The organism is Alicyclobacillus dauci (assembly GCF_026651605.1).
Classification (GTDB): domain Bacteria; phylum Bacillota; class Bacilli; order Alicyclobacillales; family Alicyclobacillaceae; genus Alicyclobacillus; species Alicyclobacillus dauci.
On the sequence record NZ_CP104064.1, the window covers coordinates 1393281 to 1417797 of the forward strand.

The 24517-nt window shown below is 49.2% G+C and carries 29 protein-coding genes, 4 tRNA genes and 1 pseudogene; 24 read left to right on the forward strand and 10 right to left on the reverse strand.

Annotated features, from left to right (window positions below):
• The first annotated feature begins 101 nt into the window (after nucleotides 1–101).
• The 3 genes from NZD86_RS06810 (at nucleotide 102) to NZD86_RS06820 (ending at nucleotide 1857) form a co-directional block, all read left to right on the forward strand.
• Nucleotides 102–1235, forward strand: coding sequence for a citrate synthase (locus tag NZD86_RS06810; RefSeq protein ID WP_268045752.1), 1134 nt, complete (start codon nucleotides 102–104; stop codon nucleotides 1233–1235).
• A gap of 78 nt (nucleotides 1236–1313) precedes the next feature.
• Nucleotides 1314–1529 (forward strand): alpha/beta-type small acid-soluble spore protein, encoded by a 216-nt coding sequence (locus tag NZD86_RS06815; RefSeq protein ID WP_268045753.1) that lies wholly within the window; start codon nucleotides 1314–1316, stop codon nucleotides 1527–1529.
• 148 nt (nucleotides 1530–1677) lie between these two features.
• The gene (locus tag NZD86_RS06820; protein ID WP_268045754.1) at nucleotides 1678–1857 is read left to right on the forward strand and encodes a hypothetical protein; all 180 of its coding nucleotides are present in this window, start codon (nucleotides 1678–1680) and stop codon (nucleotides 1855–1857) included.
• Nucleotides 1858–1910: 53 nt separating this feature from the next.
• Here the strand turns inward: NZD86_RS06820 and NZD86_RS06825 are convergent, their stop codons facing one another.
• Both NZD86_RS06825 and NZD86_RS06830 read right to left on the reverse strand, forming a co-directional pair.
• Nucleotides 1911–2348 (reverse strand): CBS domain-containing protein, encoded by a 438-nt coding sequence (locus NZD86_RS06825; RefSeq protein ID WP_268045755.1) that lies wholly within the window; start codon nucleotides 2346–2348, stop codon nucleotides 1911–1913.
• 63 nt (nucleotides 2349–2411) lie between these two features.
• Nucleotides 2412–2780 carry a hypothetical protein gene (locus tag NZD86_RS06830; protein ID WP_268045756.1) on the reverse strand — a complete coding sequence of 123 codons (369 nt, stop codon included), beginning with the start codon at nucleotides 2778–2780 and terminating at the stop codon, nucleotides 2412–2414.
• 130 nt (nucleotides 2781–2910) lie between these two features.
• Between NZD86_RS06830 and NZD86_RS06835 the strand changes: the two genes are divergently transcribed.
• The 4 genes from NZD86_RS06835 to NZD86_RS06850 all read left to right on the forward strand — a co-directional run bounded on the left by NZD86_RS06835 (nucleotide 2911) and on the right by NZD86_RS06850 (nucleotide 6147).
• On the forward strand, nucleotides 2911–3135 hold the full coding sequence (locus NZD86_RS06835) for a hypothetical protein (RefSeq protein ID WP_268045757.1): 225 nt from the start codon (nucleotides 2911–2913) through the stop codon (nucleotides 3133–3135).
• A gap of 65 nt (nucleotides 3136–3200) precedes the next feature.
• Nucleotides 3201–4271 (forward strand): efflux RND transporter periplasmic adaptor subunit, encoded by a 1071-nt coding sequence (locus NZD86_RS06840; RefSeq protein ID WP_268045758.1) that lies wholly within the window; start codon nucleotides 3201–3203, stop codon nucleotides 4269–4271.
• Nucleotides 4268–4942: an ABC transporter ATP-binding protein gene (locus NZD86_RS06845; RefSeq protein WP_268045760.1), complete on the forward strand. Its 675-nt coding sequence runs from the start codon at nucleotides 4268–4270 to the stop codon at nucleotides 4940–4942. Before NZD86_RS06840 ends, NZD86_RS06845 begins: the two co-directional genes overlap by 4 nt.
• The gene (locus NZD86_RS06850) at nucleotides 4939–6147 is read left to right on the forward strand and encodes an ABC transporter permease (protein WP_268045761.1); all 1209 of its coding nucleotides are present in this window, start codon (nucleotides 4939–4941) and stop codon (nucleotides 6145–6147) included. The genes NZD86_RS06845 and NZD86_RS06850 overlap by 4 nt, the downstream gene beginning before the upstream one ends.
• 35 nt (nucleotides 6148–6182) lie before the next feature.
• On the opposite strand, the gene NZD86_RS06855 is transcribed toward NZD86_RS06850, so the two are convergent.
• Nucleotides 6183–7037, reverse strand: a complete 855-nt coding sequence (locus NZD86_RS06855) for a zinc metalloprotease HtpX (RefSeq protein ID WP_268045762.1) — start codon at nucleotides 7035–7037, stop codon at nucleotides 6183–6185.
• A 206-nt stretch (nucleotides 7038–7243) separates the two neighbouring features.
• Between NZD86_RS06855 and NZD86_RS06860 the strand changes: the two genes are divergently transcribed.
• The 4 genes from NZD86_RS06860 to speD all read left to right on the forward strand — a co-directional run bounded on the left by NZD86_RS06860 (nucleotide 7244) and on the right by speD (nucleotide 9991).
• A complete protein-coding gene (locus NZD86_RS06860; RefSeq protein WP_268045763.1) occupies nucleotides 7244–7549 on the forward strand; it encodes a hypothetical protein in 306 nt (101 codons plus the stop codon).
• 23 nt (nucleotides 7550–7572) lie between these two features.
• On the forward strand, nucleotides 7573–8715 hold the full coding sequence (locus tag NZD86_RS06865; RefSeq protein WP_268045764.1) for a glycosyltransferase: 1143 nt from the start codon (nucleotides 7573–7575) through the stop codon (nucleotides 8713–8715).
• On the forward strand, nucleotides 8716–9393 hold the full coding sequence (locus tag NZD86_RS06870) for a rhomboid family intramembrane serine protease (protein ID WP_268045765.1): 678 nt from the start codon (nucleotides 8716–8718) through the stop codon (nucleotides 9391–9393).
• A 214-nt stretch (nucleotides 9394–9607) separates the two neighbouring features.
• Nucleotides 9608–9991, forward strand: a complete 384-nt coding sequence (gene speD / locus NZD86_RS06875) for an adenosylmethionine decarboxylase (protein WP_268045766.1) — start codon at nucleotides 9608–9610, stop codon at nucleotides 9989–9991.
• A gap of 91 nt (nucleotides 9992–10082) precedes the next feature.
• Here speD and NZD86_RS06880 read toward each other — a convergent pair whose 3' ends face one another.
• Nucleotides 10083–10595 carry a hypothetical protein gene (locus NZD86_RS06880; protein WP_268045767.1) on the reverse strand — a complete coding sequence of 171 codons (513 nt, stop codon included), beginning with the start codon at nucleotides 10593–10595 and terminating at the stop codon, nucleotides 10083–10085.
• 212 nt (nucleotides 10596–10807) lie between these two features.
• Between NZD86_RS06880 and NZD86_RS06885 the strand changes: the two genes are divergently transcribed.
• Nucleotides 10808–10883: transfer RNA gene (locus NZD86_RS06885), tRNA-Ala, on the forward strand.
• A 380-nt stretch (nucleotides 10884–11263) separates the two neighbouring features.
• Here the strand turns inward: NZD86_RS06885 and NZD86_RS06890 are convergent.
• Complete coding sequence (locus NZD86_RS06890) at nucleotides 11264–12385, reverse strand: hypothetical protein (protein ID WP_268045768.1); 1122 nt, start codon at nucleotides 12383–12385, stop codon at nucleotides 11264–11266.
• Between the two features lie 60 nt (nucleotides 12386–12445).
• A complete protein-coding gene (locus tag NZD86_RS06895) occupies nucleotides 12446–12829 on the reverse strand; it encodes a hypothetical protein (protein WP_268045769.1) in 384 nt (127 codons plus the stop codon).
• 19 nt (nucleotides 12830–12848) lie between these two features.
• On the opposite strand from NZD86_RS06895, the gene NZD86_RS06900 reads away from it, so the two are divergent.
• The 5 genes and pseudogenes from NZD86_RS06900 to NZD86_RS06920 form a co-directional block, all read left to right on the forward strand.
• Nucleotides 12849–14231 (forward strand): hypothetical protein, encoded by a 1383-nt coding sequence (locus NZD86_RS06900; RefSeq protein WP_268045770.1) that lies wholly within the window; start codon nucleotides 12849–12851, stop codon nucleotides 14229–14231.
• 41 nt (nucleotides 14232–14272) lie between these two features.
• Nucleotides 14273–14824 (forward strand): hypothetical protein, encoded by a 552-nt coding sequence (locus NZD86_RS06905; RefSeq protein ID WP_268045771.1) that lies wholly within the window; start codon nucleotides 14273–14275, stop codon nucleotides 14822–14824.
• 647 nt (nucleotides 14825–15471) lie between these two features.
• The gene (locus NZD86_RS06910) at nucleotides 15472–15801 is read left to right on the forward strand and encodes an ArsR/SmtB family transcription factor (RefSeq protein ID WP_268045772.1); all 330 of its coding nucleotides are present in this window, start codon (nucleotides 15472–15474) and stop codon (nucleotides 15799–15801) included.
• Nucleotides 15798–16193, forward strand: a complete 396-nt coding sequence (locus tag NZD86_RS06915; RefSeq protein WP_268045773.1) for an SRPBCC family protein — start codon at nucleotides 15798–15800, stop codon at nucleotides 16191–16193. Before NZD86_RS06910 ends, NZD86_RS06915 begins: the two co-directional genes overlap by 4 nt.
• A 310-nt stretch (nucleotides 16194–16503) precedes the next feature.
• A pseudogene (locus NZD86_RS06920) lies at nucleotides 16504–17583 on the forward strand (excinuclease ABC subunit UvrA); the annotation flags it as partial.
• Nucleotides 17584–17684: 101 nt separating this feature from the next.
• On the opposite strand, the gene NZD86_RS06925 reads toward NZD86_RS06920, so the two are convergent.
• Nucleotides 17685–17978 (reverse strand): PadR family transcriptional regulator, encoded by a 294-nt coding sequence (locus NZD86_RS06925; RefSeq protein WP_268046815.1) that lies wholly within the window; start codon nucleotides 17976–17978, stop codon nucleotides 17685–17687.
• Nucleotides 17979–18063: 85 nt separating this feature from the next.
• Here NZD86_RS06925 and NZD86_RS06930 point away from each other — a divergent pair, with 85 nt between their 5' ends.
• From NZD86_RS06930 to NZD86_RS06955, 6 genes are all read left to right on the forward strand, one after another.
• A complete protein-coding gene (locus tag NZD86_RS06930; protein WP_268045774.1) occupies nucleotides 18064–18381 on the forward strand; it encodes an LSm family protein in 318 nt (105 codons plus the stop codon).
• A gap of 327 nt (nucleotides 18382–18708) precedes the next feature.
• On the forward strand, nucleotides 18709–19026 hold the full coding sequence (locus tag NZD86_RS06935) for a hypothetical protein (protein ID WP_268045775.1): 318 nt from the start codon (nucleotides 18709–18711) through the stop codon (nucleotides 19024–19026).
• Nucleotides 19027–19432: 406 nt separating this feature from the next.
• A tRNA-Phe gene (locus NZD86_RS06940) sits at nucleotides 19433–19508 on the forward strand.
• A gap of 17 nt (nucleotides 19509–19525) precedes the next feature.
• Nucleotides 19526–19600, forward strand: a tRNA-Gly gene (locus tag NZD86_RS06945).
• A 106-nt stretch (nucleotides 19601–19706) separates the two neighbouring features.
• Nucleotides 19707–19780, forward strand: a tRNA-Cys gene (locus NZD86_RS06950).
• A 165-nt stretch (nucleotides 19781–19945) separates the two neighbouring features.
• Nucleotides 19946–20827, forward strand: a complete 882-nt coding sequence (locus NZD86_RS06955) for a YegS/Rv2252/BmrU family lipid kinase (RefSeq protein WP_268045777.1) — start codon at nucleotides 19946–19948, stop codon at nucleotides 20825–20827.
• Nucleotides 20828–21091: 264 nt separating this feature from the next.
• On the opposite strand, the gene NZD86_RS06960 is transcribed toward NZD86_RS06955, so the two are convergent.
• Both NZD86_RS06960 and gap read right to left on the reverse strand, forming a co-directional pair.
• The gene (locus tag NZD86_RS06960) at nucleotides 21092–22153 is read right to left on the reverse strand and encodes a class I SAM-dependent methyltransferase (RefSeq protein WP_268045778.1); all 1062 of its coding nucleotides are present in this window, start codon (nucleotides 22151–22153) and stop codon (nucleotides 21092–21094) included.
• A 184-nt stretch (nucleotides 22154–22337) separates the two neighbouring features.
• The gene (gene gap / locus NZD86_RS06965) at nucleotides 22338–23393 is read right to left on the reverse strand and encodes a type I glyceraldehyde-3-phosphate dehydrogenase (RefSeq protein WP_268045779.1); all 1056 of its coding nucleotides are present in this window, start codon (nucleotides 23391–23393) and stop codon (nucleotides 22338–22340) included.
• Between the two features lie 403 nt (nucleotides 23394–23796).
• Between gap and NZD86_RS06970 the strand changes: the two genes are divergently transcribed.
• Nucleotides 23797–23985 carry a cold-shock protein gene (locus tag NZD86_RS06970; RefSeq protein WP_268045780.1) on the forward strand — a complete coding sequence of 63 codons (189 nt, stop codon included), beginning with the start codon at nucleotides 23797–23799 and terminating at the stop codon, nucleotides 23983–23985.
• Between the two features lie 144 nt (nucleotides 23986–24129).
• On the opposite strand, the gene NZD86_RS06975 is transcribed toward NZD86_RS06970, so the two are convergent.
• On the reverse strand, nucleotides 24130–24450 hold the full coding sequence (locus tag NZD86_RS06975) for a hypothetical protein (RefSeq protein WP_268045781.1): 321 nt from the start codon (nucleotides 24448–24450) through the stop codon (nucleotides 24130–24132).
• Nucleotides 24451–24517 lie beyond the last annotated feature (67 nt).

The window sequence follows — 24517 nt, forward strand, 5'->3', positions numbered from 1 at the left end:
TGTAGTATAATGTCGAAGGAGATTTGTGAAGTAAACGGTTAAGTATGGTCCCATACAATCCGTTCTTCACATACGGCAATAGGGATGAGGAGGGTTCTACTATGGCAGCGGAAACGACGTTTAAAGCCGGGTTGGAAGACGTCATTGCCAACACATCTGAAATCTGTTTTGTAGACGGTAAAGAAGGTCGTCTCATTTATCAAGGGTACGACATTCACGATTTGGTGAATGGCGGTGCAAGCTTTGAAGAAGTAATTTACCTTCTTTGGCACGGAGAACTTCCTTCAAAAGCACAACTCGAAAAGTTCACGAAGGAAATCGCAACACAGCGTGCACTTCCGAAACAAGTATTGGACTTTCTGAAAACCGTTCCAAAAGACGCGAACGCCATGGAAGTTCTTCGCACAGCTGTCTCAGACCTCGGCTTCTACGATCCAGACAATGGGGATGAATCAATCGAAGCCAATGTTCGCAAAGCAACACGCCTCGTTGCACAAATTCCTACCATCGTCACCTCCTTTGAACGCATCCGCCAAGGCCTCGAACCAGTTGAGCCCGATGCATCGCTCAGCGCGGCAGCAAGTTTCTTCTACCAGTTGCGTGGTAAAAAACCAACCGAATTTGAGGAACGCGCGTTTAACATTGCGCTCATCTTGCACGCAGACCATGAGCTCAATGCTTCGACGTTCTCGGCTCGCGTGACGGCAGGTACTCTGTCTGACATGTACTCATCCATCACGTCTGCAATCGGTACGCTTAAGGGACCGCTACACGGTGGCGCGAACGAACAAGTGATGAACATGTTGCTTGAAATCCAAGATAAGGATAAAGCGCAGACTTGGATCAAAGAAGCCTTGGAGAACAAGCGCAAGATCATGGGCTTTGGTCACCGGGTTTATCGTACAGAAGACCCCCGTGCAACGCACCTGCGCCGTTTGAGCAAGGAAGCCGGAGAACTTGCTGGGGAGACGAAGTGGTACGAAATGTCCCAGATCATCGAGGCTTATGTGAAGGATACGAAGGGCTTGAATCCGAACGTCGATTTTTATTCCGCTTCGACCTATTACGCAATGGGAATCCCAACCCACTTATTCACACCGATTTTTGCATGTAGCCGTATATCGGGTTGGACAGCACACGTTCTTGAACAGTACCGCAACAACCGTTTGATCCGTCCACGTGCCGAGTACGTGGGGAAGGTTGATCAAAAATACGTTCCACTAAACGAACGCTAAAACGTCCTTAACCGTAGCAGAATGTTCTAGGCTATAGCATCCACCCATGGGCAACTTAAATCCATGGGGGGGATTGAAATGTCAAACAACAACAGACAACTTCTTCAAGAGGCAGGACGCGCACTTCAGGAGATGAAGTACGAGGTTGCGAATGAATTGGGGATCACATCGCCACCAGACGGGTATTGGGGCTTCGTAACATCCTTCGAGAACGGCTCCATTGGTGGAAGCATCACCCGCAAACTCGTAGCGTTTGCACAGGAAAATTTGGCTCAAAACACACCGGAAGCGTAAGCTTTCGATTAAAACACCCGTGGCATGATACACATTCTGCCACGGGTGTTTTTTTGTTCGCCGCGGGCTTGTTCGCTTCATCATGTGCCACCTTCATGTCCCCTCCTGTTTCCAGTCCGTGCAGTTTCACGCCTAGGGGGTGTCACAAATGACACATTCATGGATGTGGCCCATATTCCTGGCGGCCGGTCAGGGTATAACAGTTTATGGCCTAATTTTTGTGCATCGTTTGGTCCGAATCGTGTCCAACACTTTAGAAGCACACTTGGAATTGCTCATTTCAAGGGATGAGGAAAAAGCAGTACATCCGAGCAAGAACGAAGTGTAAACAGGGCGATCCCAGCGACGGGATCGCCCATTTAAAAAGATCAGGCCAACTGGTTAATGGATAACGTTCGACTGCTCGTCCGTACGAACCGAGATTTTGCTGAGTGCGTCTCCAGCCTCGTTTACATGGATATCTACGGTGGCCAAGTCGCCGATGGCAACAATGCCGCATAACTCGCCCGACGAGTTGACGACTGGCAGACGACGAATCTGATGTTTCGCCATAATGTCTGCAGCTTCGTGAACGTCCGTGTCTGGCGTTGCTGTGACGACCGTGTTGGACATGCAGTGCTCCACACGTGCGTCCGACTTACCTTGTGCGACGGCTTTGAGCACGATGTCACGATCCGTGATAGTACCGATGACTTTTTTGTTTTCGCACACTGGGATCAAACCACAGTTGTAGTTTTTCATCGCTTGGGCGGCCTTCTGGATGGAATCGGTACCACAACAGCATTGAACGTTGGTCGTCATGACTTGTTCCAGTTTCATACGGCATACCCCTCCAATATCGTGTACTCGAGTACAGGTGTAGTATGTCCGCACAGAAGTCGTTTATGACGAGGAAGATATTTGCTTGCGCCACAGCAAGACGTCTTGCGTTGCGGTTCCAATGGCCCAAATTGCGGCCAGTTCGTGAATAACCGAATCGAGCGGCTCAACGCTACCCAGTACCGGGTGTTGAATGAACATGCCCAATGTCCCCCACGCAAGATAAACGCAACCAGTGCCGAACGCGGTGACCGCAGACACGCGGAGCCGTTTACGCGCCGCAAAAACACTGATGAACCCGAAGGCCAGATTTAAATACGACTCAGTATGATTAAACTGCAGATACGTTCCTACATTTCCAACGGTTGCGCCCGCCCCGCCAAGAAATAGAAATATCCAACCAATCAGTCTACAAGCGGTTTTGCTATTCATTGGTCCGACTCCCTCACGGATAGCTTCACTCTATGTGTATGGTAAGGTTGTCCGCCGTATTCCGAGGTCAACTGGTATGGAGGACTACATAATATGTAAAAAATAGGGACGTGAAGAGGAGTGTTCTATCGTGAACGAGATCGGCAGACTTAATCAACAAATACAGCAGATGCAACAAATACTGAGCGACATGCAACAAACATTAAATCAGCTTGAAACGAAAACATCATATGGCAGTCGGTACGCACGGGCCAGCCGCATTAACCCACGCGTTGCTGTAGCCCTGGAGGAACAGGGGCCTCCAAGGCAGTCGGAGTTCGCCGAATACGCGCGGCAACCATTTTATACGGAATGATGGAACTGCCCCCACCTTGTGGTATGTTTGATTTAAACAGAGTATGACAGGCGGGGGGGCTCAATGTGCAACGAGAACGAGCATCTAGACGGAAGCGCGTTGGACTGATTTTACTGATTTCAGTCATCATTCTACTCGCCATTGCGGCCGGCTTGTTTGTCATTCTGGAGAATCGCAATCGCGTTCCTCGCGTTCAAACCACTACCGTTCAATTGAAAACGATGCAACGCGTTATTTTTTCGTCGGGTCCTGTCAAGCCGACGGATCGACAACTGGTTTATGCAACTAGTTTGCCTTCACCGGTGAAGAAGTTGAATGTAAGTGTGGGCGATCACGTCAAAACCGGACAAGTCCTCGCCGAGTTAGATGACACCGCACAGCAATCTGCTCTCCAAGCGGCCCAGAGTGCCTTATCAGAAGCAAACAGTGCGTATGCACGGGCCCTGCAGGGTTACGACCAAGCTCCGAGTCTGTTGCGGGAAGTGTGGTTGCCCCAGGTGACATCCGCGCAATCGGCGGTAGCCAGCGCAAAGCAGCAGGTCGCGACAGCACAAGCGCAGCTTTCCGCCACGAAAATTCGCGCCACGATGACTGGAACCGTGCTAATCGCGTCAGCGGACGGAATCGATGCGACCGGGACTCAGACCCCCGTTATAGAAGTCGTTGGAAGTGGAAAGAAAGTTATCCTTGAATTGTCCGAAGTGGATGCCACACATGTTCAAGAGGGCATGAAAGTCTCGATGACAAGTGAGGCATTTCCGAATGAAACTTTCCATGGCAAGGTCAGTTTGGTGGCCCCGTACGCCCAAATTACACAAGCAGGAACAGGTCAAGTGGAAGTCGATGTGACACCGAGCGGTAATTTTTCGGTACCTTTTGGATATCAAATGGACTGTAAAGTCTCAAGTGCAACGCACAAAGCCGTCCCGACCGTGCCGTACGGTGCCTTGGTACAGCAAGGCACGAACTACGCTGTATACGTCGTCAAGCAAGGGCATGTTCACCTCGTCTCAGTCCAACTGGGGATCACCAACGATACGTCCGTAGAAGTGACGTCCGGTCTGCGAACTGGAGAAATCGTAGTGGATAATCCACCCGGAAACTTGATCGATGGTGAGGCGGTGAGCACGGGTTGATCACGCTCCGATGTGTCACGAAATCGTATACGGTTGGCGACCAAGAACTGACGGTGCTCAAAGACGTGGATATGACCATCCGCCAAGGTGAGTTTGTATCAGTTATGGGGCCGTCGGGAAGTGGTAAGTCAACGTTAATGCACATTCTTGGCTGTTTGGATACACCGACAAGCGGATCGTATCAACTTGACGGACAGGAAGTCGCTCATTTGACGAAGCGTGACTTGGCCGAAGTTCGCAATCGATCCATCGGATTTGTCTTTCAAAACTTTCATCTTTTGCCCAGAATGTCGGCGGTGCGCAATGTCGAATTGCCCATGACGTACGCCGGGGTCAAGCGCACAGAACGACGGCACCGCGCTCTGGAACTCTTAGAACAAGTTGGTTTGGGGGCTCGTGCGCGATACTTGCCAAATGCCCTGTCTGGCGGTCAAAAGCAACGTGTCGCCATTGCTCGAGCACTCGCGAACCATCCTCGACTCCTACTGGCCGATGAGCCAACTGGTGCGTTAGACCAGAGAACTGGGCAGGAAATCATGTCCATGTTTCAAGCGCTTCACGCTTCCGGCATGACGATTGTCATCATCACGCACGATCCCAACGTAGCAGCTGCGGCCCAGCGGACGATTCGATTAGTTGACGGCGTGATTCAGGAGGAGGATGCCGGATGAACTTGTTTGAGATGTTTGTGGCAGCTGTGTCCTCGTTGATGGCGAATAAATTGCGATCCGTTTTAACTATGTTGGGCATCCTCATTGGCGTGGCCTCCATTATTTCCATTGTTGCAGTGGGCAACGGTGGCAAGCGGGCGATTATAGGCGCCATCTCCAACCAACAGTTGCAGAACACCATTCAAGTCCTGCCGAAAGAGCTGGTCGAGCCGGGGCTGCCCCAACCTGGACAGGTCCTTGCAATCGGACAGGCCGACTTTGACATTGTTCAACAGTTCTCCGGTGTTCAGAGCGTCGACTACACGCTGTTTGGACAAACGAACGTCATCGCTGGGACACACACGTTTAACGCATCTGTTGAAGCGGGACCAAGCTATTTAAACGATATTGCAAGATTTCAAGTGACCAGCGGACATATGTTTAACCAGGCTGATGTCGTGGCCCATCGACCCGTTGTTTTGTTGAGTCAGTCTCTTGCAAACAAATTATTTGTCAGTGGCAACCCGGTCGGTTCCGTCGTCCGCATGGCTGGTTTGCCGTTTCAGGTAATCGGCATCACACAGCCTGATCAAGCGAATCTGTTTTCACTTTTCTACGGCTCTGATTATGTCTATATGCCTGCCACATCCTGCAAGGATCTATTCCCAAACTGGAGCATTAGTGAGATGGACGTTCAAGTGGCCCCAAGGACAGATAAGGCGCAGTTGTCTCGACGAATTATCACGGCTTTGAACGTGAACGCGCACAATGCCAACGCATTCGAAGATACGGCCGGTTTTCTTGCAGGGATTGAACACACAATCGGCCAGGTGACATCTATTCTTACGCTTGTTATCGGTTCCATCGCGGGTATCGCCCTATTGGTGGGCGGGGTTGGAGTCATGAATATTATGTTGGTTTCCGTAACGGAGCGGACGCAGGAAATCGGGATCAGGATGTCTCTTGGTGCGACTCGAACTGCAATTCTTGTTCAGTTTCTCATCGAATCCATGATGATCACAGTGATCGGTGGAGTGGTGGGGATTTTACTGGGTGTGGGTGTCGGGATCGCTGTCAGTTTAGTCACACACTTTCCGACGTTCGTATCCTGGCCGGTCGTGGTGTTTAGTTTTCTGTTTTCGGCCGTGATCGGAATCGTCTGTGGACTTTACCCCGCAAATAAAGCAGCGCGTCTGAATCCGATCGACGCGCTGCGGTTCGAGTGATGTTGGCCTATATTGTGGATAGAGTAGCTCAGCCGTTAGTGGATACGGTGCACGTGCATATTGCGCAGACGGCGAATGCGTTCGGCCATTGGGGGGTGTGTGCTGAACAGCTGTAAGAGCGATTCCCCGCGAAGAGGATTCATGATGAACAGGTGCGCAGCAGCCGGATTCATTTGAACATTGCCGAATTGTCTATCTTTATACGATTCCAGGCGCTCTAGGGCGTCGGCGAGTGGCGCGCTGTCTCCCACGAGCTTGGCGCCGATGGCGTCAGCGCGATATTCGCGGGATCGTGAAATGGCCAATTGAATGAGCGTCGCGGCGATTGGACCAAGAATCATGATTGCGATCTCGGCCGCCACACTCCCGTTATCCTCTCGCTCGTCCCCGCCAAACCACATTGTCCACTGCAACAGATTGGCAACGCTGGTGATGGCACCCGCCATGACCGCAGCCATGCTGCTGATTAGGATGTCTCGATTGCGGACGTGGGCCATTTCGTGTGCCAGGACTCCTTCTAGCTCGCGGGTTGGCATGAGCCGTAAGATGCCTTCGGTCACGGCTACTTTTGCATGTTGCGGATTGCGACCGGTTGCAAATGCATTCGGCTGGTCCGAGGGAGTGATATAGATTTCGGGCATAGGTACGTTCGCACGTCGCGCGAGTCGCCGAACGACTTGATATAACTCCGGTGCTTCAGACTCGGTCACGGGATATGATCCCGTCATGCGGATAGCCATGGTGCCGCTTGTCCAGTAGGCAAATGCATTCATTGCCACGGAAATGAGGAGGAAAATGAGCATTCCCCTGGGACCACCGACAAAGCGTCCAATGAGCACCAGGATGACCGTCAGGACGGCCATCAACGTCCACGTTTTGACCGTGTTCAAAACACATCTATCCTCTCTGCGACAGGTTTAGTCCGGGTAACGACAGAAAAACATCCCGGTACTTTTATTCTAAGCAACTTTGCACTCGATTAAAGACCTGTTTTGCCGCACAAGTTTGACCGATTTATGAGGATTTGTGTGCACTTTTCCCATTCGATATACTAAAACTATCGTATCGTGGGTATACGAATTGAAGGATGGGATTTATGCGGTTAGGAGTCAATATTGAATATGATGGCAGGAACTATGATATTTTGGAGTTGCCTCCTGAGGCATTTGTTCACTTAATTCCGTGCATGAGCAAACACCAGTACAGGCGGATGAACACACGGTTTGAGGATGTTTGGCCTGAACCCACTATTCGTCGCAATCATATGTTGGCCTTCACTGCGGAAAAATTGAGCACATCAATTGACTTTCTTTTTCTATACCGCGATGCGCTTCGGTTTGATGATGAAGATATGGAAGCATACATTGAGACGCACACGAAGCAGGGACATCGTCCCTCGTAACGGTGATCAGTCGGGGGAGAATCATGCGCAAAGTTTTGATGTTCTTTGCAGGCAACGAGCGGGGGGGCGCAGCGGCCCACATCACGACGCTTGCTAGAACCATTGTCAAGTATGGCAAACGGGACAGGTTTCTCTTTGTCAGTCTCGGCAATGGACCACTTGCTTCATCTGTCGCGGAAACAGGTATTCCACTCCGAGTTATTTCGTCGGGGACCGTGGGCGCTCTAAGAGAGCTTTCAAACATGATCCGGGGAGAGCGGGTTCTCTTGCATTCGCACGGTCCTCGTTTAAACATCTTGGCTGCTTTCGTAGCGAACCAAGCACACGTGCCGTGGACCTCAACAATACATAGCCATCCATCCTATGATTTCTTAGGCAGTCGGGTGAAATCGTGGGTTTATCCGAGGTTGCATCTGTGGAGTTTACGACAGGCTATCGGTTTGTTTATCGTAGAACCGTCGCTTGAACAGGCCTTACCCACGAAAACAGTACTGGATGTGCCGAATGCACTTGACGTCCGTCCAAGGAACGAGCCGCGGGAAAAGTTTGCGTCACTGTGGCGGGAGCGACTCGGATTGGCTTCAAAGACTCGTCTGATAGGGATTGCAGCGCGGTTTCACCCAGTCAAGAACATTGATATCTTAATCCGGGCTGCATCTCGCCTGCAAACGCAAGATACACATCTTCTCATCGCGGGCGACGGTGAATTGAGGTCTTCTCTAGAGGCTTTGACGCAAGAACTTGGGCTGGTTGACAAAGTTCACTTTTTAGGTTTCTTGACGGACATGTACGAGTTTTATAACGCTATCGATATACACATCTTGCCATCCAAGAGCGAAGGAACACCGTTCTGTGTTCTCGAAGCTGGCGCATATGGTGCTGCAAATATTGCATCGGATATTCCGAGTTTACGGGATTTGTTACAGGGCGGCCGAGCTGGAGAGCTCGTGCCTGTCGGTGATGTCGATTCGACAGCTCGTGCAATCGATCAGTTGTTGCAAGGCGAAAATGATCGTCGTCAGTTCGTTCAGACATTCCAGAGCAATGTTCTGCCTAAGTTTATGCCGGAAAAGATGCTGGCAGCGTACGAACGTGGCTATACTGTTTTGGAGGAGGACATTCTCCGATCTCGCCACTACAACGATCCTAGGATAAGGAATGGTTGAATGCACGGTTTCCGTACGTTGCTAGGCCGGCGTCAGTTTCCAGGCAGGTGGCCAGCGAGTTTCGTTCTCATGGCCCTGTCTGTGTTCTGGTTTGTTATTGTTGAAACCATTTTTGGTCATTCCACGCAAGGACTGGTCAGATCTGGGGCACTTGCGGGACTCCTCGTTTCCCATGGCCAGTGGTTTCGTCTGTTATCCTCCCTGTTTGTGCATGTTACATTTGTACACCTCTTCGTCAATATGATCTCCCTGTGGTCACTTGTCCTGGTTGAGAATCTAGTAGGTACCAATGTCTTCTTAGTCATCTATCTTGTCAGTGGTATCCTTGGTAATGCGGTCAGTCTCGTTTTCACCCCTGGGAACGTAATCAGTGCAGGAGCGTCTGGTGCCATTTTTGGACTGTTTGGCGCTATGTTAACGCTCGCCATGCTAAAAATATTACCTGTGGTGGTACGAAACCAACTATTCATACTTCTCGCCATCAACGTTGTCTTGGATATCACGCACTCGGAAATTGATTGGCTTGCGCATCTTGGAGGAATGATTGCCGGGGTTCTGCTCACACTACTGTATGTACGTGCTGTGAAACGGCCCAAATTTTGGCGTATTTGGGCATGGACAGTAGGTGTTTTAGCTGGATTTTCCCTCGTTCTCACACTATTTACGCGAATCCCGTAGGCGCTAAGTGGCACACAATTCCTTGTTGCAAATTGTCGGCTCACGTCTTATACTACTCTTCGTAATGTTTACTTGGTGAACTTGGAAGTACGGGATTCGGCTTTACACTTAAAGGGTTAGGACCTCGATGGACTAACTTTCCCCCGTGGTGTAGGGACGATTCCACATGTCGTATCAGCGGCATGGCCGAATTGGTATAAAGGGGGATTTTGTTGTGGATACGATGGGTCGTCACGTCATTGCTGAACTTTGGGGTTGTAATGTAGAGAAATTAAACGATGTTCAAGGAATTGAACGCACCATGGTAAATGCAGCACTTGAAGCAGGTGCTGAAGTTCGCGAAGTGGCATTCCACAAGTTTGCACCTCAGGGTGTCAGCGGAGTGGTTATCATTTCCGAATCCCATTTGACCATCCACAGTTTTCCTGAGCATGGGTATGCAAGTATTGACGTATACACGTGCGGGGATAGAATTGATCCGAATGTGGCATGCGATTATATCACGAAACAACTAGGTGCACAGCGCCTTGAATCGATAGAAGTGCCACGCGGTGTCGGTCCAATTCAAGTCAACGATGTTAAGGTGCGCGCATTTTAACATCAGCTTACACTGCGATTGGAAAAAGGGCAACAGTCCTCTTGGCTGCTGCCCTTTTTGTATGGACTTAATGGTACTGCGGACGCGAATCCTATTCTTCGCTGCTTGACCCGGGATCGTGATTGGCAAAAACACGTTCATTGTGCGTTGGAACACGCTTGTCGAGCAGAATGTGACCGTTGCCGGCATCCACAATGACCAGGTACTTGTCCTCGTCATCCCGAGCGATGGCCATATAGACCAGGCTGGTCCGGATGTTTCGTAGTTGGAATTCTTCGATGGTCATTCCTGGGTGCTCGGATATGATCGCTTTTTTGGCGTCTTTTTCAGAGCACTTTGCATACTTCTCAAGCTTCTTGGTGTACGCTTGATGACTTGCGTTGTATGCATCTCGCAACGTTTCACGTGACACTTGTACACTCGATTTGACATCCCATTGATGGATACTGTGTCCGTCCGTATTTTGAACATCGGCTGTAACAGGGTGTAAGTTTGTGTGGACTGGACTGGCAGAGTGTTGGACTTGTCCGTCATCAGCAAGAACGGTCCCTGTCGTACACGTTACGCACCCGATAAGGGAAAGGCCCACGAGCCAAGTCTTCATATACATCCTCCTCACGGTGGCTTCGTGTGTAGGCTACCCAAATAATCCAACATTATGTAGAAGAATTTGGGCGCTTATGCGTAGTTGCGGTTATGGAGCAAGTGTTGTAAAATCAAATACGTTCTTTCACAGTGGGGCCGTAGCTCAAGGGGAGAGCAACTTGGTTGGTTTTACTACCCTGACGAACAATTGTTTTGGGGTTGCTTTTACATGGGGAATTAGCTCAGCTGGGAGAGCGTTGCACTGGCAGTGCAAAGGTCGTGGGTTCGAGTCCCATATTCTCCACCAAGTTCGAGAGAGCCGTCGAACACCGGAGAGGTGTTCGGGGGCTCTTTTGCCATTAGTATTTGGAGAGCATAATTCCATGCTGGTCGAAACGGAGCGTGATTGTGATATAATGACAGGCCGGATGGGTTTTTGACCCGGAATTTGAGAGACTTCAAGAAGATGAATGTAACCTATTACGATCCTGAATAATACCAATATTGTTCGTGGACACATTTTTTGTTAATTAAGACGAACTCAAGCGATCACGGCCTTCGGTTTATCCGGGGTCATGCTGGGATCGGATTTTTGAACCGCCACGCCGTGAGCGTCGGTTTTGCGGGATTCAAAATTCCGTTCTGCCCAGATGCCAACGAACCCTCAAAGCGGGTTTCTTGTCTTGACTAAAGCTTGGCTTTTGATATTTCGTCTTGTAAAGCCGGTAGACGACGGTGACTTTCGCTCACTTCCCGCAAGTAGCGATTCCATTGTTCTGTTTGACCAAGCAGATGATAGATGGATTTCAATTCCGTTAACCATTCAGTGGCCCGTTGATAGCTGGCGCGATTTTTCTCAGAAATTCTCTTATCTGCAAATTGTTGAAGTATAGGAACAAGCCGAATCGGATCATGCTGCTTGATGACTTCGAACAGCTTCTGCGCAGAATCGCTCAACCAATCAGACGCGGCGTTACCCTTTTTCAGATAAACTTGCCAGGCTCCATCCGGATCGTCGAGGTGTAAATGCATGTCCATCAGCAGATCTGTATAGCCTCCCAATAAACGAACGTGAGTGAGCCAGTTTTTCGCCTGAGACGTTCTTTCCTCCGGCGGTAAAGTTTCAAGGCAGAGCTTAAACAACTCCAACGAAGGCAGGGCTTCGAACCATCGGACACGCCACGCTTCCGCTTCTCTGTGGCGCCCCGTCCGTACGAGTATCGCCACCAACCACTCAAAATAATGATTCGCCTGCTGCCTGTATCCAAAGTAGGGATGCACAAACATGGATTCTGACGATTTCCGTTGAATCTCCTGCATATGTCCGACGATGGACTTCAGTCGAGCAACGGCTTCGTCCGTTCGATCCAGTCGTTCATAATGCGCCGGGGAGAACAAACATGAACGAATCGGTCCTCTCCATCTCGACCAATCGTCGTCTTCTTCGCTGATTCCTGCGATCCAGTCCATCAATTCGTGAAAGAACGCACTTTTATTCGCATCGGGAGCCGCCCCATTCCGAATCACCGCTGCAAGCTCGTCCGCTTTAGACCAGAAAGATTCGCATTCCTCCCGCAAGTCTTCACCGTCAATATCTTCATCTCCGTTTTCTATGGCCCACTTCTTCAATTTCTGTAACGTCAGCAGCAAACCGACGGAAGCATCAATCCATTCGCCGTCAGCCGCCATTTCCAGCATTTCCGCAAACCAACGCTCGAGTTGTTCCAGTCCGGCAGTATAATCCCACCGGCCATCATCTGAATCGTAATGGTAGCCCCGATAAGCGTATTCATAACGATCTTGAAACAAGGTGGCACACTGGCTCAACTCGTCTTGAATGATCGGTTCAAAATACTCTCTTGCATCGAGTCAGCCGGCGGGTTCCCATTCAACCGATTTCCGCAAGCGGGCTTCCCGTTCCCTTTCTTTCCACACCTGATATAATGCGGCATGGACATGCTCGTTTTGTTCAGCCAGCCGCAGCACCACGTTTTGTAATTCAGCCGATGACATTTCCTTTACCAAGGTAGTTACTTGATCAACGGTGCCGGTCACGATAATCACCTTCCATGCATTGGTTGTTCCATGATCTATCATTGTCCTAAAGTGACCCATCCATTTTATATCATTTCTAAAGGAACAACTTCGCAGGAAATCAATCAAAACTGTGTTCCCGTGGCCCCGGACAGGTATAATGTCCATGTGGAAGCTGGTCTGGACCACGTCATCCTGGTTGCATGGTTCATCCAGCAAGGCTCGAGGGGGATTCAACATGCCTGGAAAATTGGAACACGGGACGCTGGTTGGCGAGACGGCACTTACGGACCCAGATAAGTGGTATCGGGTTTATGAGGAACTGTCGGAAGGCGAACGGTACGATTGGATAATAGGAACGTTGGACAGGACGCTTGATCCCGATTTTTTTGAGAAGCTATCGTTTGCCGATTACATATTTGAACTGGCCGACAGGAAGAATCCGGAAAAGTATGCGGAATTGATCCACAAATTGCGTCATCATCGCGATTTTTACCGGGAAGAATTTCAGTATTTCGAGAATGAGTTGGCCGCTTACCACCTGTTTCTCGATGAAGTAAGCGACGCAGAGGAATCGCTGCGGTACTACATGGGAGCTCCGGTGCAAGGGATCGATCAACTGATTTGGTTGATGAAACTTCTTGTGTATTATGGCAAAACGGATCTGGCCATCGAGTGCGCGCGGCAAACTTACCAGGAAATCGAGGCGTCGCCGGAGCTGATTGGCGGGGCGGAAGAACCATTCGCTGACCTGATATTCATGTGTCGGTTTCAACAAGCATATCTGCGCATCAAAAATGGACAGGGCGTTGATTGGCGCGCTGTGCAAGAAGAACTGGAACGTTACGACATTGCCATGGACGATGAAATTCTTGAGCGCAACCGTGCTGCGATGGAACGGCCGTCGACAGGAGACGAAATCCTCTGCGATGGTCCGTTCAACTCTGAAAACGGACCGGGCGTGTTCGCTCGGGACAACATGTGGACATTCGTCAAACAGATGCTTGACCGTAAGCAGATGGATTTCCCTTTGGGAGAAGCGATATGGGCCGGAGCCTTTCAATTCTTGCTGCAACGGAAAGCCCGGAAGAGACCTGTATTGACATGGGGAGAATGGTTCGAGTTCTCAGAACGCGAACTGGATGCCTATCTGGCAAGGATGGTCGGAGGATTTTTGTCAACTCGCCAGACTGAGGCGTTCGCCGTACTATGGGGTATGGCATATGTTTATGATTTCTTGCTCGAGCGAGGCGTTATTTCCGATAAACTGCATATCAACGCATTGCAGCGGATTGCCCGGGTGAAGAGCAAAATTCGGGACGTTTACCAGGATGAACTTTGGAAGTACGCGTTCGTTGATCGCTGGCAGGCTTCGGATTATGCGGGACGAGAGTCTATGCAGACGGAAGACGACGAAGATGACAATCTGGATTTGAATGATATCGAGGACGACGATTACGATCCGGATTTTTATGATACAGATAGGGACGAAGTATTTTCCAACCCGTTCTTCGGAGCACCTTTGCAAGAGCACGATGGTAGTTGTAGCGCCAAAGTGAAGCAAAAGAAGAAAAAAGCGCGCAAAGAGGCGAAAAAGCAGCGTAAGAGAAACAGGAGATGATCGAAAGAATATGCGTCGGATGATTATGAGGGAGTGTCTGCATGCATCTTCGAGAAATTGAAGTGAAAAGATTCTACCACACTTGGTTGGGACTGCTTGAGTTTACCAATCGAAAACACAATATCGTGCCTGAATTGAAAATAACGAGAGACCCCAAGGTGTTAAATCCTCAGCAATTGCTGCCGATTAAAGATAAGCTTTGGGAAGATGAAAGCGTTATTGACGAATACTTGAAGCAGAATGAGAAGATTTTCGATGCCACGGAGCGGGACACGATTATAAGTTGGAAGAGAAGGGTATCCGGGAAATTTATTATCATGAAGCATCTCAAGAATTATACAGTCTTCATGCATGCGGAAGAGGGCGGTAAGCTTTACGGAGTAACGGGGATATCCAATCTGATTGAAGACATGTTTCCATCACCAAGTCTCCCGTTGTATGCCGAGGCGACACTTGTCCCTTTTGCAGGAAGGATCATATATGATAGTCTGATAGAGCCTTATCAGATTCGCCTTGGACCAGGCATTAGAAAAAATCTGAACAACGATTACCGAAACTTAAAGAGCGTGCATGGAATCGTAACAGTTCTATAATTCCAATGGAATAGATTCTCACACAGATTGCGTAGCTTCCGCTTTTGACCCGTAAGCAGTCCTGTGAATCGAATTGAGTAGTTGCTCAATTAAAACCCGCTTTTAGGGCAGTGAAACCAGCCACGGTGGGAGAGCACTACGCTGGCAGCGCAGGGGTCAGGGGTTCAAACCCCCTATTCTCCACCACAAAGAGAGTCTTTGGACACCGGATGGTGTTCGAAGGCTCTTTTGTCGTTTATGAACGATGAGCTCGATTGCTGGGAACGAGGTTGGTCGCATATCTAGTAAATTTCCTGAGTGAAATGTCGTAAGGGCGAGTGGATGATGGAGGAAACAAGGCGCATTGAAAAATACTGTACAATGTAGGCAAGAAGTCTAAGTGAGGGTGCGGCTGATTGGAAACGGATATTAACTGTACAGGAAACCCTGAATAAGTACACGCTTTTCGCGTACAGGCGTTATTCAGCTATTGGGCAGAATAGCGACATAAGCCCCCTGAAACCTTCCAAGCCAGGTCTGCTTGACACGACACCAAATGGTGTCCTACAATCGAAGCGTCACTAAATGGTGTCCAATTATGAGTTAGTCATTTGGAAAGTTTGGAACCCGAATAAGTTTCACTTGAAAGACTTTAAGGAGGGGGTGTTGTGAGCGAGGACAACCACTTGCGGGATGTTTTTGACGCGATTGCAGATCCAACTAGGCGTCGACTGATTCGTCTGTTAGCAGAGTCTGAGGAGATGCCGCTTCATGAATTAACGGCACAGTTTCCAATGGGCCGTACAGCGGTATCCAAGCATCTGACAATCCTTAAAGAGGCCGGTCTGGTACTTGACCGAAAAGTCGGCAGAGAAACTCGATTTAGGCTAAACGCCTCTCCACTCAGAGAAATTCAAGATTGGGTGGCTTTCTACAGCAAATTCTGGAGTACGAATATGTTGCGCTTGAACCAACTATTAGAGGAGGAAGAAGAATGAGTTTAACATTATCCTTGGATTTTCAGTACACGACATCGATCGAGAAGCTTTGGTCCGCTTTAACCGATTCCAGCAAGCTTGCCAAGTGGGTCATGGAAAATGATTTTAAGCCCGTCGTAGGACACCGTTTTCAGTTTCGCACTCAGCCGTTCAATGGGTGGAATGGAATTATTGAGGGCGAAGTGCTTATCGTGGACGCACCAAACCGTCTGTCCTATACTTGGGAAAGCGGCGAGAAGCACACGGTCACCTGGACGCTGCAGGACTTAGGGGACGGAAAGGTTAACCTTCACCTCGAACAAACCGGAATCGGAAATGCTCAAGGACTCGAAGGAGCTAAGTATGGCTGGACTAACTGGTCCGGCGAGCTTGAAAAGGTATTGGAACAATAATCGTATTCGGTACTAAAACATCTCCCTCCTCAATGATTATATGGGTACGATAGTGAAATAGCCTTATAAAACAGATCACTTAATGGTATCTATTGCCCATCAGGTGATCTGTTTTTTACACGTATGTCGGCTCTATCTGATTTCAGGATTGGAAATACCACTATTTCCATCTACTACAGCTTCTCTGGTACTACCCCTGTTCCAAAAGAGCAATCAATTGTCTTGAGAACGGAGAAACCGTTCTGTCTAAACTACTCTCTTGGCCGCTCCATCCGATAAGGATCTTAATACGAGTAAAGGAAGGTATCTTATGACCCAAGAATATATAGAAATACGCGGCGCCCGGGAAAATAACCTTAAAGAGGTATCTTTGCGCATTCCCAAGCGCCAAATCATCATATTTACCGGTGTGTCCGGTTCCGGCAAATCGTCGATCGTTTTCGATACCATCGCCGCCGAATCCCAGCGTCTGCTGAACGAAAACTTCAGCATGTTCGTCCGCAACTTTCTGCCGCGTGTTCCGCAACCGGATGCAGACGCGATCGAAAATCTTAGCATGGCTGTTATTGTGGATCAGAAGCGGCTGGGCGGCGGTTCCCATTCCACGATGGGCACGATTACCGATATCTCGCCTCTTCTCCGTCTTCTCTTCTCCCGAGTGGGTCAGCCCTATGTCGGACCAGCAAACATGTTTTCGTTTAACGATCCGCAAGGCATGTGTCCGGAGTGCAACGGGACCGGTCGCAGGATGTGCGTCGACATGAGTAAGGCACTAGACAAATCAAAGTCGTTGAATGAAGGGGCAATCATGCTGCCGGGCTATACGGTGAACAGCATGGATTGGAGCATGCTCGTTCAGTCGGGTCCCTTCGACCCCGACAAGAAGGTGAGTGATTATTCGGAGGAGGAACTGGAACAACTGCTGTACGGCAAGGCGAGGAAAGTGGCAACGCAGTTCGGCGGGAAGACAGTGAACATTACGGTGAAAGGCTTCATCGAGAAGTTCACCAACAAGTACATCAAACGGGATCTGAAGACGATGTCCGAGCGCACACAACAAGCTGTTACGCCGTACATCTCCGAGGGGACCTGCTCCAGCTGCCGCGGCGCGAGACTCAGTCAGGCCGCGCTCAACTGTAGGATCAATGGACTCAACATTGCAGAGCTGTCCTCCATGGAGGTCGGTCAGCTCATCCGCGTCATTCGGGAGATTGACGATCCTGTCGCCGTGCCGGTCGTCAAATCGCTGACGGAGCGGCTGCAGCATCTGGTGGATATCGGACTTGACTACTTGACGCTGAACCGTGAGACCGATACGTTGTCCGGTGGCGAGTCGCAGCGCGTCAAGATGGTGAAGCACCTGAGCGGCAGTCTAGTGGATGTCACTTACCAGCCAGTGCCGATTGAAAACTAGGTTTTGAGCGAATGGTGTCCCAAAAGGGCAATGCACCTGCAACCAACAAGAATGCGACTCAACGGGTATTCACCTCCCTAACCTTTGATCTCTTTGAACAGTTCGTATGCTTTTTTTCTGGCTTCATCAAGGACTTCCGCTCCCAGTAATGTGGTGGTGTAATATTCTCTGATTTTCCCGTCCACAAGCCGATCCTCTCGATGTAAAAGCCCTTCTTTTTCCATGGTGTGCAATACGGGGTACAGGGTCCCAGCGCTCATGTTGTAACCGTGATGTTCTAATTCCTCCAACATCCACATGCCGTAGATGGGGTCAATCTTGGCATGATGCAGGATGTGGATTTGAATAAATCCAAGAAATAATTTACGCAGTACACGGTCCTATAGGACACGAGCCGTTTCTCTCCTGAACGTTCACCCATACGGTAGATTACGTTGATTTATGGGGGAGGTGAGTATGATAATGATACACCACGCAAGAAGGCTAGTTGGACAAAGGGTCATAGCACGTCATGTGGATGGAACAGTGTATCATGGTGTTCTACATTCAGTGAATGGTCGGGGTATTTACTTGATGAATGCAAGTGGCTTTCGTCCGGCATCTGGAGAACTGAGTCTGCCAACTGTTGAACACGCAATAGCAAATGCCGATGCAAATAAGGATGTGTCGGAAGCTTTCTTCCCTTTCTTCTTCCTTGCATGGGCAGCACTCGCTGGCTTAGCAGCTGCTGCCGCTTATCCTTATTGGTACTATCCTTATGGGTACTATTACTGACTTGCACGCCCGCGTAAATAGAGGCGTTTTTATGTCTTATAAGCAAAACTGACTTCAGACAAACGCCGTCCCCCTGGTGAACGTCCTTCCATAAGCTATCTTACGTGCTCTGGGAGTTGGTGGATAGAATGTACGACGGAACATTTGGTATTTACACGCGATGGGCAGGTTGTTTTCTTGATTATCTTTGTTCTGTTCTTCCTTCTAGTACCGTATGGCTACGGATATGCAAAGACTTGCACGACAACACCTATGTATTAATGCGAAAAAGACCGAGAAAAATCCCCATGTACACGGGGATTTTTTCAAAGACCCAAGGTCTCGGGGGTGACATATTTGGTTCACTACGGTCATATCAGACGTTGTATGGGACAATGGGTCGTCTGTCATACAAGACAGGCCACCATTTCCGGACGATTGTTAGGATGTAACAATACCCACTTGTTTTTGCAGGTTCCCCACTACGGAATGGTAGCCGGAGATGGAAATGAGACCCCGGAGCCAGTTCACAGCGTCGAACATGGTTCAAGCGACATGTCCAACGCTTCGTATTACGGTGGGTATGGGGGATACGGGAGAACAGCCGTGGCTCTCGCGTCTGTTGTTGGACTTACTGCAATCGGTTTGAGTGCGATGTGGTGGTAACCTTGTTTGGCGAAACCAGTAAACGACAAAAGTGTCCAGGCAAGAGTCGGCTCATTTCGGGCGGACTCTTTTTCTGTCCTAAACGCGATCCCGCGAATGGGATGACACTTTCAGGAAACTTAAAGGGTTAGAGCCCTATTTTGATAACGGACCTCAACATAATCAGGCTGTCACTGTTAAAGATGAGATTGTGCAAACTTGTGATCGGACCGATACCCGATGAGCGTCTCTTTCTCGAGCGACCGAGTTCGACATGGGCAACAATGGACTTGGGTTGTAAGAGACGGTGGAAGTGTGTTACCATACATGACGTGTTCGTGGGTCAGGTTGAATTGGCAGGCTATATAAATGTACCAGTTGACACGATATATACGCCTATAGTATATTACTCTTTGTCTCGCGTTAAGGCTCGGTAGCTCAGTCGGTAGAGCAGAGGACTGAAAATCCTCGTGTCGGCGGTTCGATTCCGTCCCGAGCCACCAGTTTATTCATATTCTTTGCGGAAGTGGCTCAGGGGTAGAGCATCGCCTTGCCAAGGCGAGGGTCGCGGGTTCGAATCCCGTCTTCCGCTCCACAAGGTCGCGAAATACGGGCTTCTCACCCAAGGGTTCCCCCCTACGGGGACTAGGTAGAGCGCCCGCGGCGCTCTACCGTCGGAATCCCGTCTTCCGTTCCATCATGGCGCCATAGCCAAGTGGTAAGGCAGAGGTCTGCAAAACCTTTACCACCGGTTCGAATCCGGTTGGCGCCTCCATAGAAAAAAGTGACTTTCCGTTTGCTGGGAAGTCACTTTTTGTATATTAGGGGGGCGACCTAATATATGGCTTATGCGGAGACGGATCGACGTGATATTCTAAGGACACATGTACGGGATGCAGATGGTGTGCATGTCGACAAGCCATGAAGAGAGGGCATATGAATGCGAAGGGCAAGAATGATCTATAACCCCGCTTCCGGAAGAGAACAGGTAAAAAAGTACGTGCCTGATATATTGGAGTTTCTAGAAAGAAAATGTGGATACGAGACATCCGTGTATTCAACTGAAAATAGAGAAAAGACATTAAACGAGGTACAACGAATCTGTAAATCTGACTATGAATTGATTATTGTTGCAGGCGGCGACGGGACGGTTCATGAAGTCATCAATGGTATGGCATTGGAATCAAGACGGCCTCCTCTTGCTTTGATTCCTGCTGGTACAACCAACGATTTCGCCAGTGCATTGGGATTGCCATTCGACATCCGGGATGCTTATGAACATATCGCAGCGGCCAAGCTAACGCATGTAGATATCGGTCGAATGAATGATCAATTTTTTATTAACATTGCTGGCGGCGGTAGTCTCACCGAGCTCACATACGAAGTACCTGCAAAGTTGAAGACAATGATCGGCCAATTGGCGTATTACTTAAAGGGCATCGAAAAAGTGGTTATGTTGTCTCCCTCTCGTTTATCTATCGAATCAAAGGACTTTCAGTTCGAGGGAGAGGCGATGTTTTTTTTAATTACGAACACAAAACACGTGGGTGGATTTAAAAATTTGGCTCCCCGAGCCAAAGTCGATGACGGGCTATTTGATGTGTTCATTGTGAAGAGGATGAAGATATACGAACTTGTATCTGCCATCAGCCTCGCTGTTCGCGGGAGACACATGGACCATCCCGGTGTACTGTTCTTTCAAACGGATCAATTGAAAATTGACTGTGAAGGGGAACTCGCGATGAATTTAGACGGAGAACATGGTGGATACGCCCCGTGTACGATTCGGAACTTAAAGCGACATATTCAGATCTTGTCGTGAAAACGGTTAATTCTAGTTGATCATCCACAGATTCAGAGTTTGCATAAATTTTGAACTTAAAATGAATATGCTCATCCAAATTCATTTAAGGTGTGGGTCATGATAGACGGTCACAGCTATGATTCTCAGAGATATAAGTCGCTTGTGGATCACAATCCTGACGGCGTGTGTGAAGTTAACTTGCATGGTTATTTTGTGGAAGTCAACACAGCTCCCCTGTAAGAAAAATCATTCAGTCACATAGGGACAGGCGCCACCTGGCGCCTATCTTGGTTTCGCGATGAGCCCGTTGTGTGATTTGATCACGCCGTGTCGGAGAATGTTGAACCCGTTTTCAAATACGTACATGCCCATTTGCTGCACAGTCATTAACTCCCGATAGGTGTAATTCATGGCATCCGCCATAACGTGGTAGAACAACCTGGTCTTCCAGTGAAACTTTGGTGTCGTCATGATTGCATAACCACCTGGCTTTAAGAAGCGTCGGTGAAAGTCGATAGCTTCCGGTTTAAATTCATCGGGAAAGTGTTCAATGAGTCCCACACTGATGACGATATCGAATTCCTTGCCAAAAGGGAGGTTTCGGATATCATCAACGATAAATTGGGTGTTCATTTGACTTTTGTGCCAGATTCGATGTCCACCCGTCTGTAGGTTGTGGCCCAGGAATGGATAGTCCTCTGGAAACTGACCGTAGCGGTGCGTTTTACAGAACTCGTCGTAGTCAACCAGGACGGCTTCACCGCCAGGGTACATGGCCGATAGCTGCATGGCCTCGTAACCTTCCGCAGCTCCGAGAAATAGAATTCTTGGTTTCTCTACATCGAGTCCACGAAACAGTGCTCGTTTCCCACGTGGATCCCAAATGGAATCTTGTATCCGGTGCGCGAAGTTCCAAATACTTAGCTGGGTTAGTTCCTCGAACAGTGTCGATACCTTGTTCCATCGAAATGTAGCAATCTGTTTCGCGAGTGTATGCCGGACGCGCGATCGTTCTTTTGGGACGTCTTTGGAAAACCATTCATGAAACGATCTGTTGAACATCTCCCAGGACGTTTTAACTGGCATCGTGTCTCCATTCTGTTCCTCCCAAGCACGCCGGCCATCCGACATGTTTTCGACTCGAAATGGACGTCCGATGTCAGCCCAGCGCAGTGTCGACCAGTCTCGGACGGGGTTTTCAATGATGAATTCGTCGAGATCGGATGAGTTCGGCACGCGGAAATCATATCGGAATTGCGGACCGACGCTAGTGGTTTCAAAGTGGACTTCGTCGACCATGGTACCCTCCGAGTACTCGCCGAGTGACGATGGGTGAGTGCCCATGCAGATGCCTCCTCAGATCAATGTACTTTTGTCACCATACGATCCGGTTTGGTTTCCATTATACGCACCTTTTGACGTCGTGAAAGCGTTTACCACTACACATCCTACTCATGGCCTCGCGCATGATGGCGGTAGGCCGCGTGCAGTGCCCCTACCTGGTTGGCGGACTTCGTTCTCAGTTCCATCACACTGCGCCGATGGTTTGAAAAGACGATGCATCGAGCCGCTTGTTACGGGCATCCATCATTCGGACGATGTCGACCATGCGGCAAGAATAACCCCATTCGTTGTCGTACCACGCAAGGACTTTTACCGTTCTCTTACCTATGGTCATGGTTGACTGTGCGTCCACGATTGCCGAGCGAGCGTCACCATTAAAGTCGACGGATACGAGGGGCTCGTCCGTATAGCCAAGAATGTTCATGAGTTCTTGAGAATTGGACGCTGCAAGCAGTTCTTGATTCACATCTTCTGGGGTAACATCCATTTCCACTTGGGCAACAAGGTCAATGATGGAAACGTTGGGCGTTGGAACGCGAAGCGAGATCCCATTAAGTTTACCTTGAAGGCTTGGAATAACGAGTCCGATGGCCTTCGCAGCGCCAGTACTTGTGGGGATGATAGACTGGCCGCACGCCCGGGCCCTCCGCAAATCTTTATGCGGATTGTCCTGATTCAGCTGGTCGTTCGTGTAGGCATGAACGGTTGTGACAAGTCCACTTTCAACTCCGAATGCGTTGTGGATCACGTTTACGACGGGGCCAAGGCAATTCGTTGTACAGGAGGCGCCGGAGATAATATGATGACGGTCGGGATCGTACGAACTCTCGTTCACACCCATCACGATTGTGACATCGGCATCATCCGCCCGTTTTACCGGTGCAGTGATAAGAACCTTTTTGGCACCTTGTTTCATGTGAACCGAAGCGCTTTCCCTCGTGCGGAATTTTCCTGTTGCCTCGACAACGACATCGATGTCCAATTCACCCCACGGGATTTCCTCGGGATTACGGGTGTTAAACAGGTGTACAGGTTTTCCGTCGACTATCCAACCGAATTCACTCACTTCGATCGGCACTTTCCAGGGTCCGTGAATCGAGTCGTACTTGAGTAAGTGTAATAATGTGTTTGCATCAGCTGTTCCGTTGACGGCAACCACATCTAGACCTAGTTGAATTGCCCTGCGAAAAACCATTCGGCCAATTCGTCCGAACCCATGAATGGCGATTCGAGAAGTCATTGGTGTGTTGTACTCCCTTCGCACTGCGAATTAAGATGCTGTGTTTTTCTCTGCTGTGGATATTATACGTCATAAATAATTTAATGTGATGTTCTATATTGAAAATAAACCAAAATGTAATGAACGTAAACATGTATCGTGTATATGGGGATATGTGAGACAAGATCGAAGGAGAAGGTGAATCATGCATCTGCGATGACAGGGAGCAATTAGTCCATTTCCAACCAGTTGGATATTTCAGTCTGGTGAAAAATGTGGTACAATTGACGTAAGCTACAGGAACGTTATTCATTTTGCGACTTCTTTATGAGGGAGTCGCTTCTTTATCGCTTTTGCGCAAAAAACATGGCGGTTTTCAGCGTCCAGATCCAGCCCATCGTCGCTACGAATAGGGGATGAGAATATGTTTGGCAAGCGCAATGAAGAAGTCATACCAGACGTTGAAACACAGATTTGGTCTTGCACAAATGACGCATGTAATGTTTGGATGCGAAAAGACTTTTCTTTTGCTTCGGAACCAACCTGTCCCATTTGTAACTCTCCAATGGAACAAGGTGTTCGGGATCTTCCCGAGATCAATATCAACAAGTGAGTCAATCGGTAGGTTTTTTTTGAGTGGTACACGTGCCGACACGAACTTTGTTATTTCTGAATGAAAAGAAGACCCTTAGCCACCTTATTGAGTGGTATCTAAGGGTCTTTCTATTTTTCGGGCGCCCTATGTGATTTGGATCAGTCAGTCATCCAGGGAAGGTTTTCTGTCGTTTGACGTAAACACAGCAATCAGGCCGGCGAGTAGCAAAAGAACACCAGGTGGTATAAACGAGAACGTGGCGAGAATAAAACCTCCCACTGCACCGACTAGCATGACCACACCGGCAACTCTCGGCACTTTACGCGCCAACAGCGAGCCCACGACTCCAACGACGGAGAAAAGGATAGCTCCAATGGCGTGGACGTTCACACTCGGCGTGTTTCCGCTACCGTAGGCTATGTTCAACACCGTCTCGACAATGCCGATGATTCCACCAACTAGGCCCAATAACAGTGCAATCACTAGAACACCTCTTTTACACTGCTTGATTTGTACAGACAAGTGCAGAACAGCGTAAAAACAAAAAAAG

Bases quoted from the DNA above. Each gene is read 5' to 3' on its own strand.
- NZD86_RS06955 (WP_268045777.1), top strand. From the start codon at position 19,946: ATGCGAAGGGCAAGAATGATCTATAACCCCGCTTCCGGAAGAGAACAG.
- NZD86_RS06830 (WP_268045756.1), bottom strand. From the start codon at position 2,780: ATGAATAGCAAAACCGCTTGTAGACTGATTGGTTGGATATTTCTATTT.
- NZD86_RS06915 (WP_268045773.1), top strand. From the start codon at position 15,798: ATGAGTTTAACATTATCCTTGGATTTTCAGTACACGACATCGATCGAG.
- NZD86_RS06930 (WP_268045774.1), top strand. From the start codon at position 18,064: ATGATAATGATACACCACGCAAGAAGGCTAGTTGGACAAAGGGTCATA.
- NZD86_RS06860 (WP_268045763.1), top strand. From the start codon at position 7,244: ATGCGGTTAGGAGTCAATATTGAATATGATGGCAGGAACTATGATATT.
- NZD86_RS06905 (WP_268045771.1), top strand. From the start codon at position 14,273: ATGCATCTTCGAGAAATTGAAGTGAAAAGATTCTACCACACTTGGTTG.
- NZD86_RS06815 (WP_268045753.1), top strand. From the start codon at position 1,314: ATGTCAAACAACAACAGACAACTTCTTCAAGAGGCAGGACGCGCACTT.
- NZD86_RS06820 (WP_268045754.1), top strand. From the start codon at position 1,678: ATGACACATTCATGGATGTGGCCCATATTCCTGGCGGCCGGTCAGGGT.
- NZD86_RS06880 (WP_268045767.1), bottom strand. From the start codon at position 10,595: ATGAAGACTTGGCTCGTGGGCCTTTCCCTTATCGGGTGCGTAACGTGT.
- NZD86_RS06870 (WP_268045765.1), top strand. From the start codon at position 8,716: ATGCACGGTTTCCGTACGTTGCTAGGCCGGCGTCAGTTTCCAGGCAGG.
- NZD86_RS06810 (WP_268045752.1), top strand. From the start codon at position 102: ATGGCAGCGGAAACGACGTTTAAAGCCGGGTTGGAAGACGTCATTGCC.
- NZD86_RS06825 (WP_268045755.1), bottom strand. From the start codon at position 2,348: ATGAAACTGGAACAAGTCATGACGACCAACGTTCAATGCTGTTGTGGT.
- NZD86_RS06900 (WP_268045770.1), top strand. From the start codon at position 12,849: ATGCCTGGAAAATTGGAACACGGGACGCTGGTTGGCGAGACGGCACTT.
- NZD86_RS06850 (WP_268045761.1), top strand. From the start codon at position 4,939: ATGAACTTGTTTGAGATGTTTGTGGCAGCTGTGTCCTCGTTGATGGCG.
- NZD86_RS06970 (WP_268045780.1), top strand. From the start codon at position 23,797: ATGTTTGGCAAGCGCAATGAAGAAGTCATACCAGACGTTGAAACACAG.
- NZD86_RS06865 (WP_268045764.1), top strand. From the start codon at position 7,573: ATGCGCAAAGTTTTGATGTTCTTTGCAGGCAACGAGCGGGGGGGCGCA.
- gap (WP_268045779.1), bottom strand. From the start codon at position 23,393: ATGACTTCTCGAATCGCCATTCATGGGTTCGGACGAATTGGCCGAATG.
- NZD86_RS06960 (WP_268045778.1), bottom strand. From the start codon at position 22,153: ATGGGCACTCACCCATCGTCACTCGGCGAGTACTCGGAGGGTACCATG.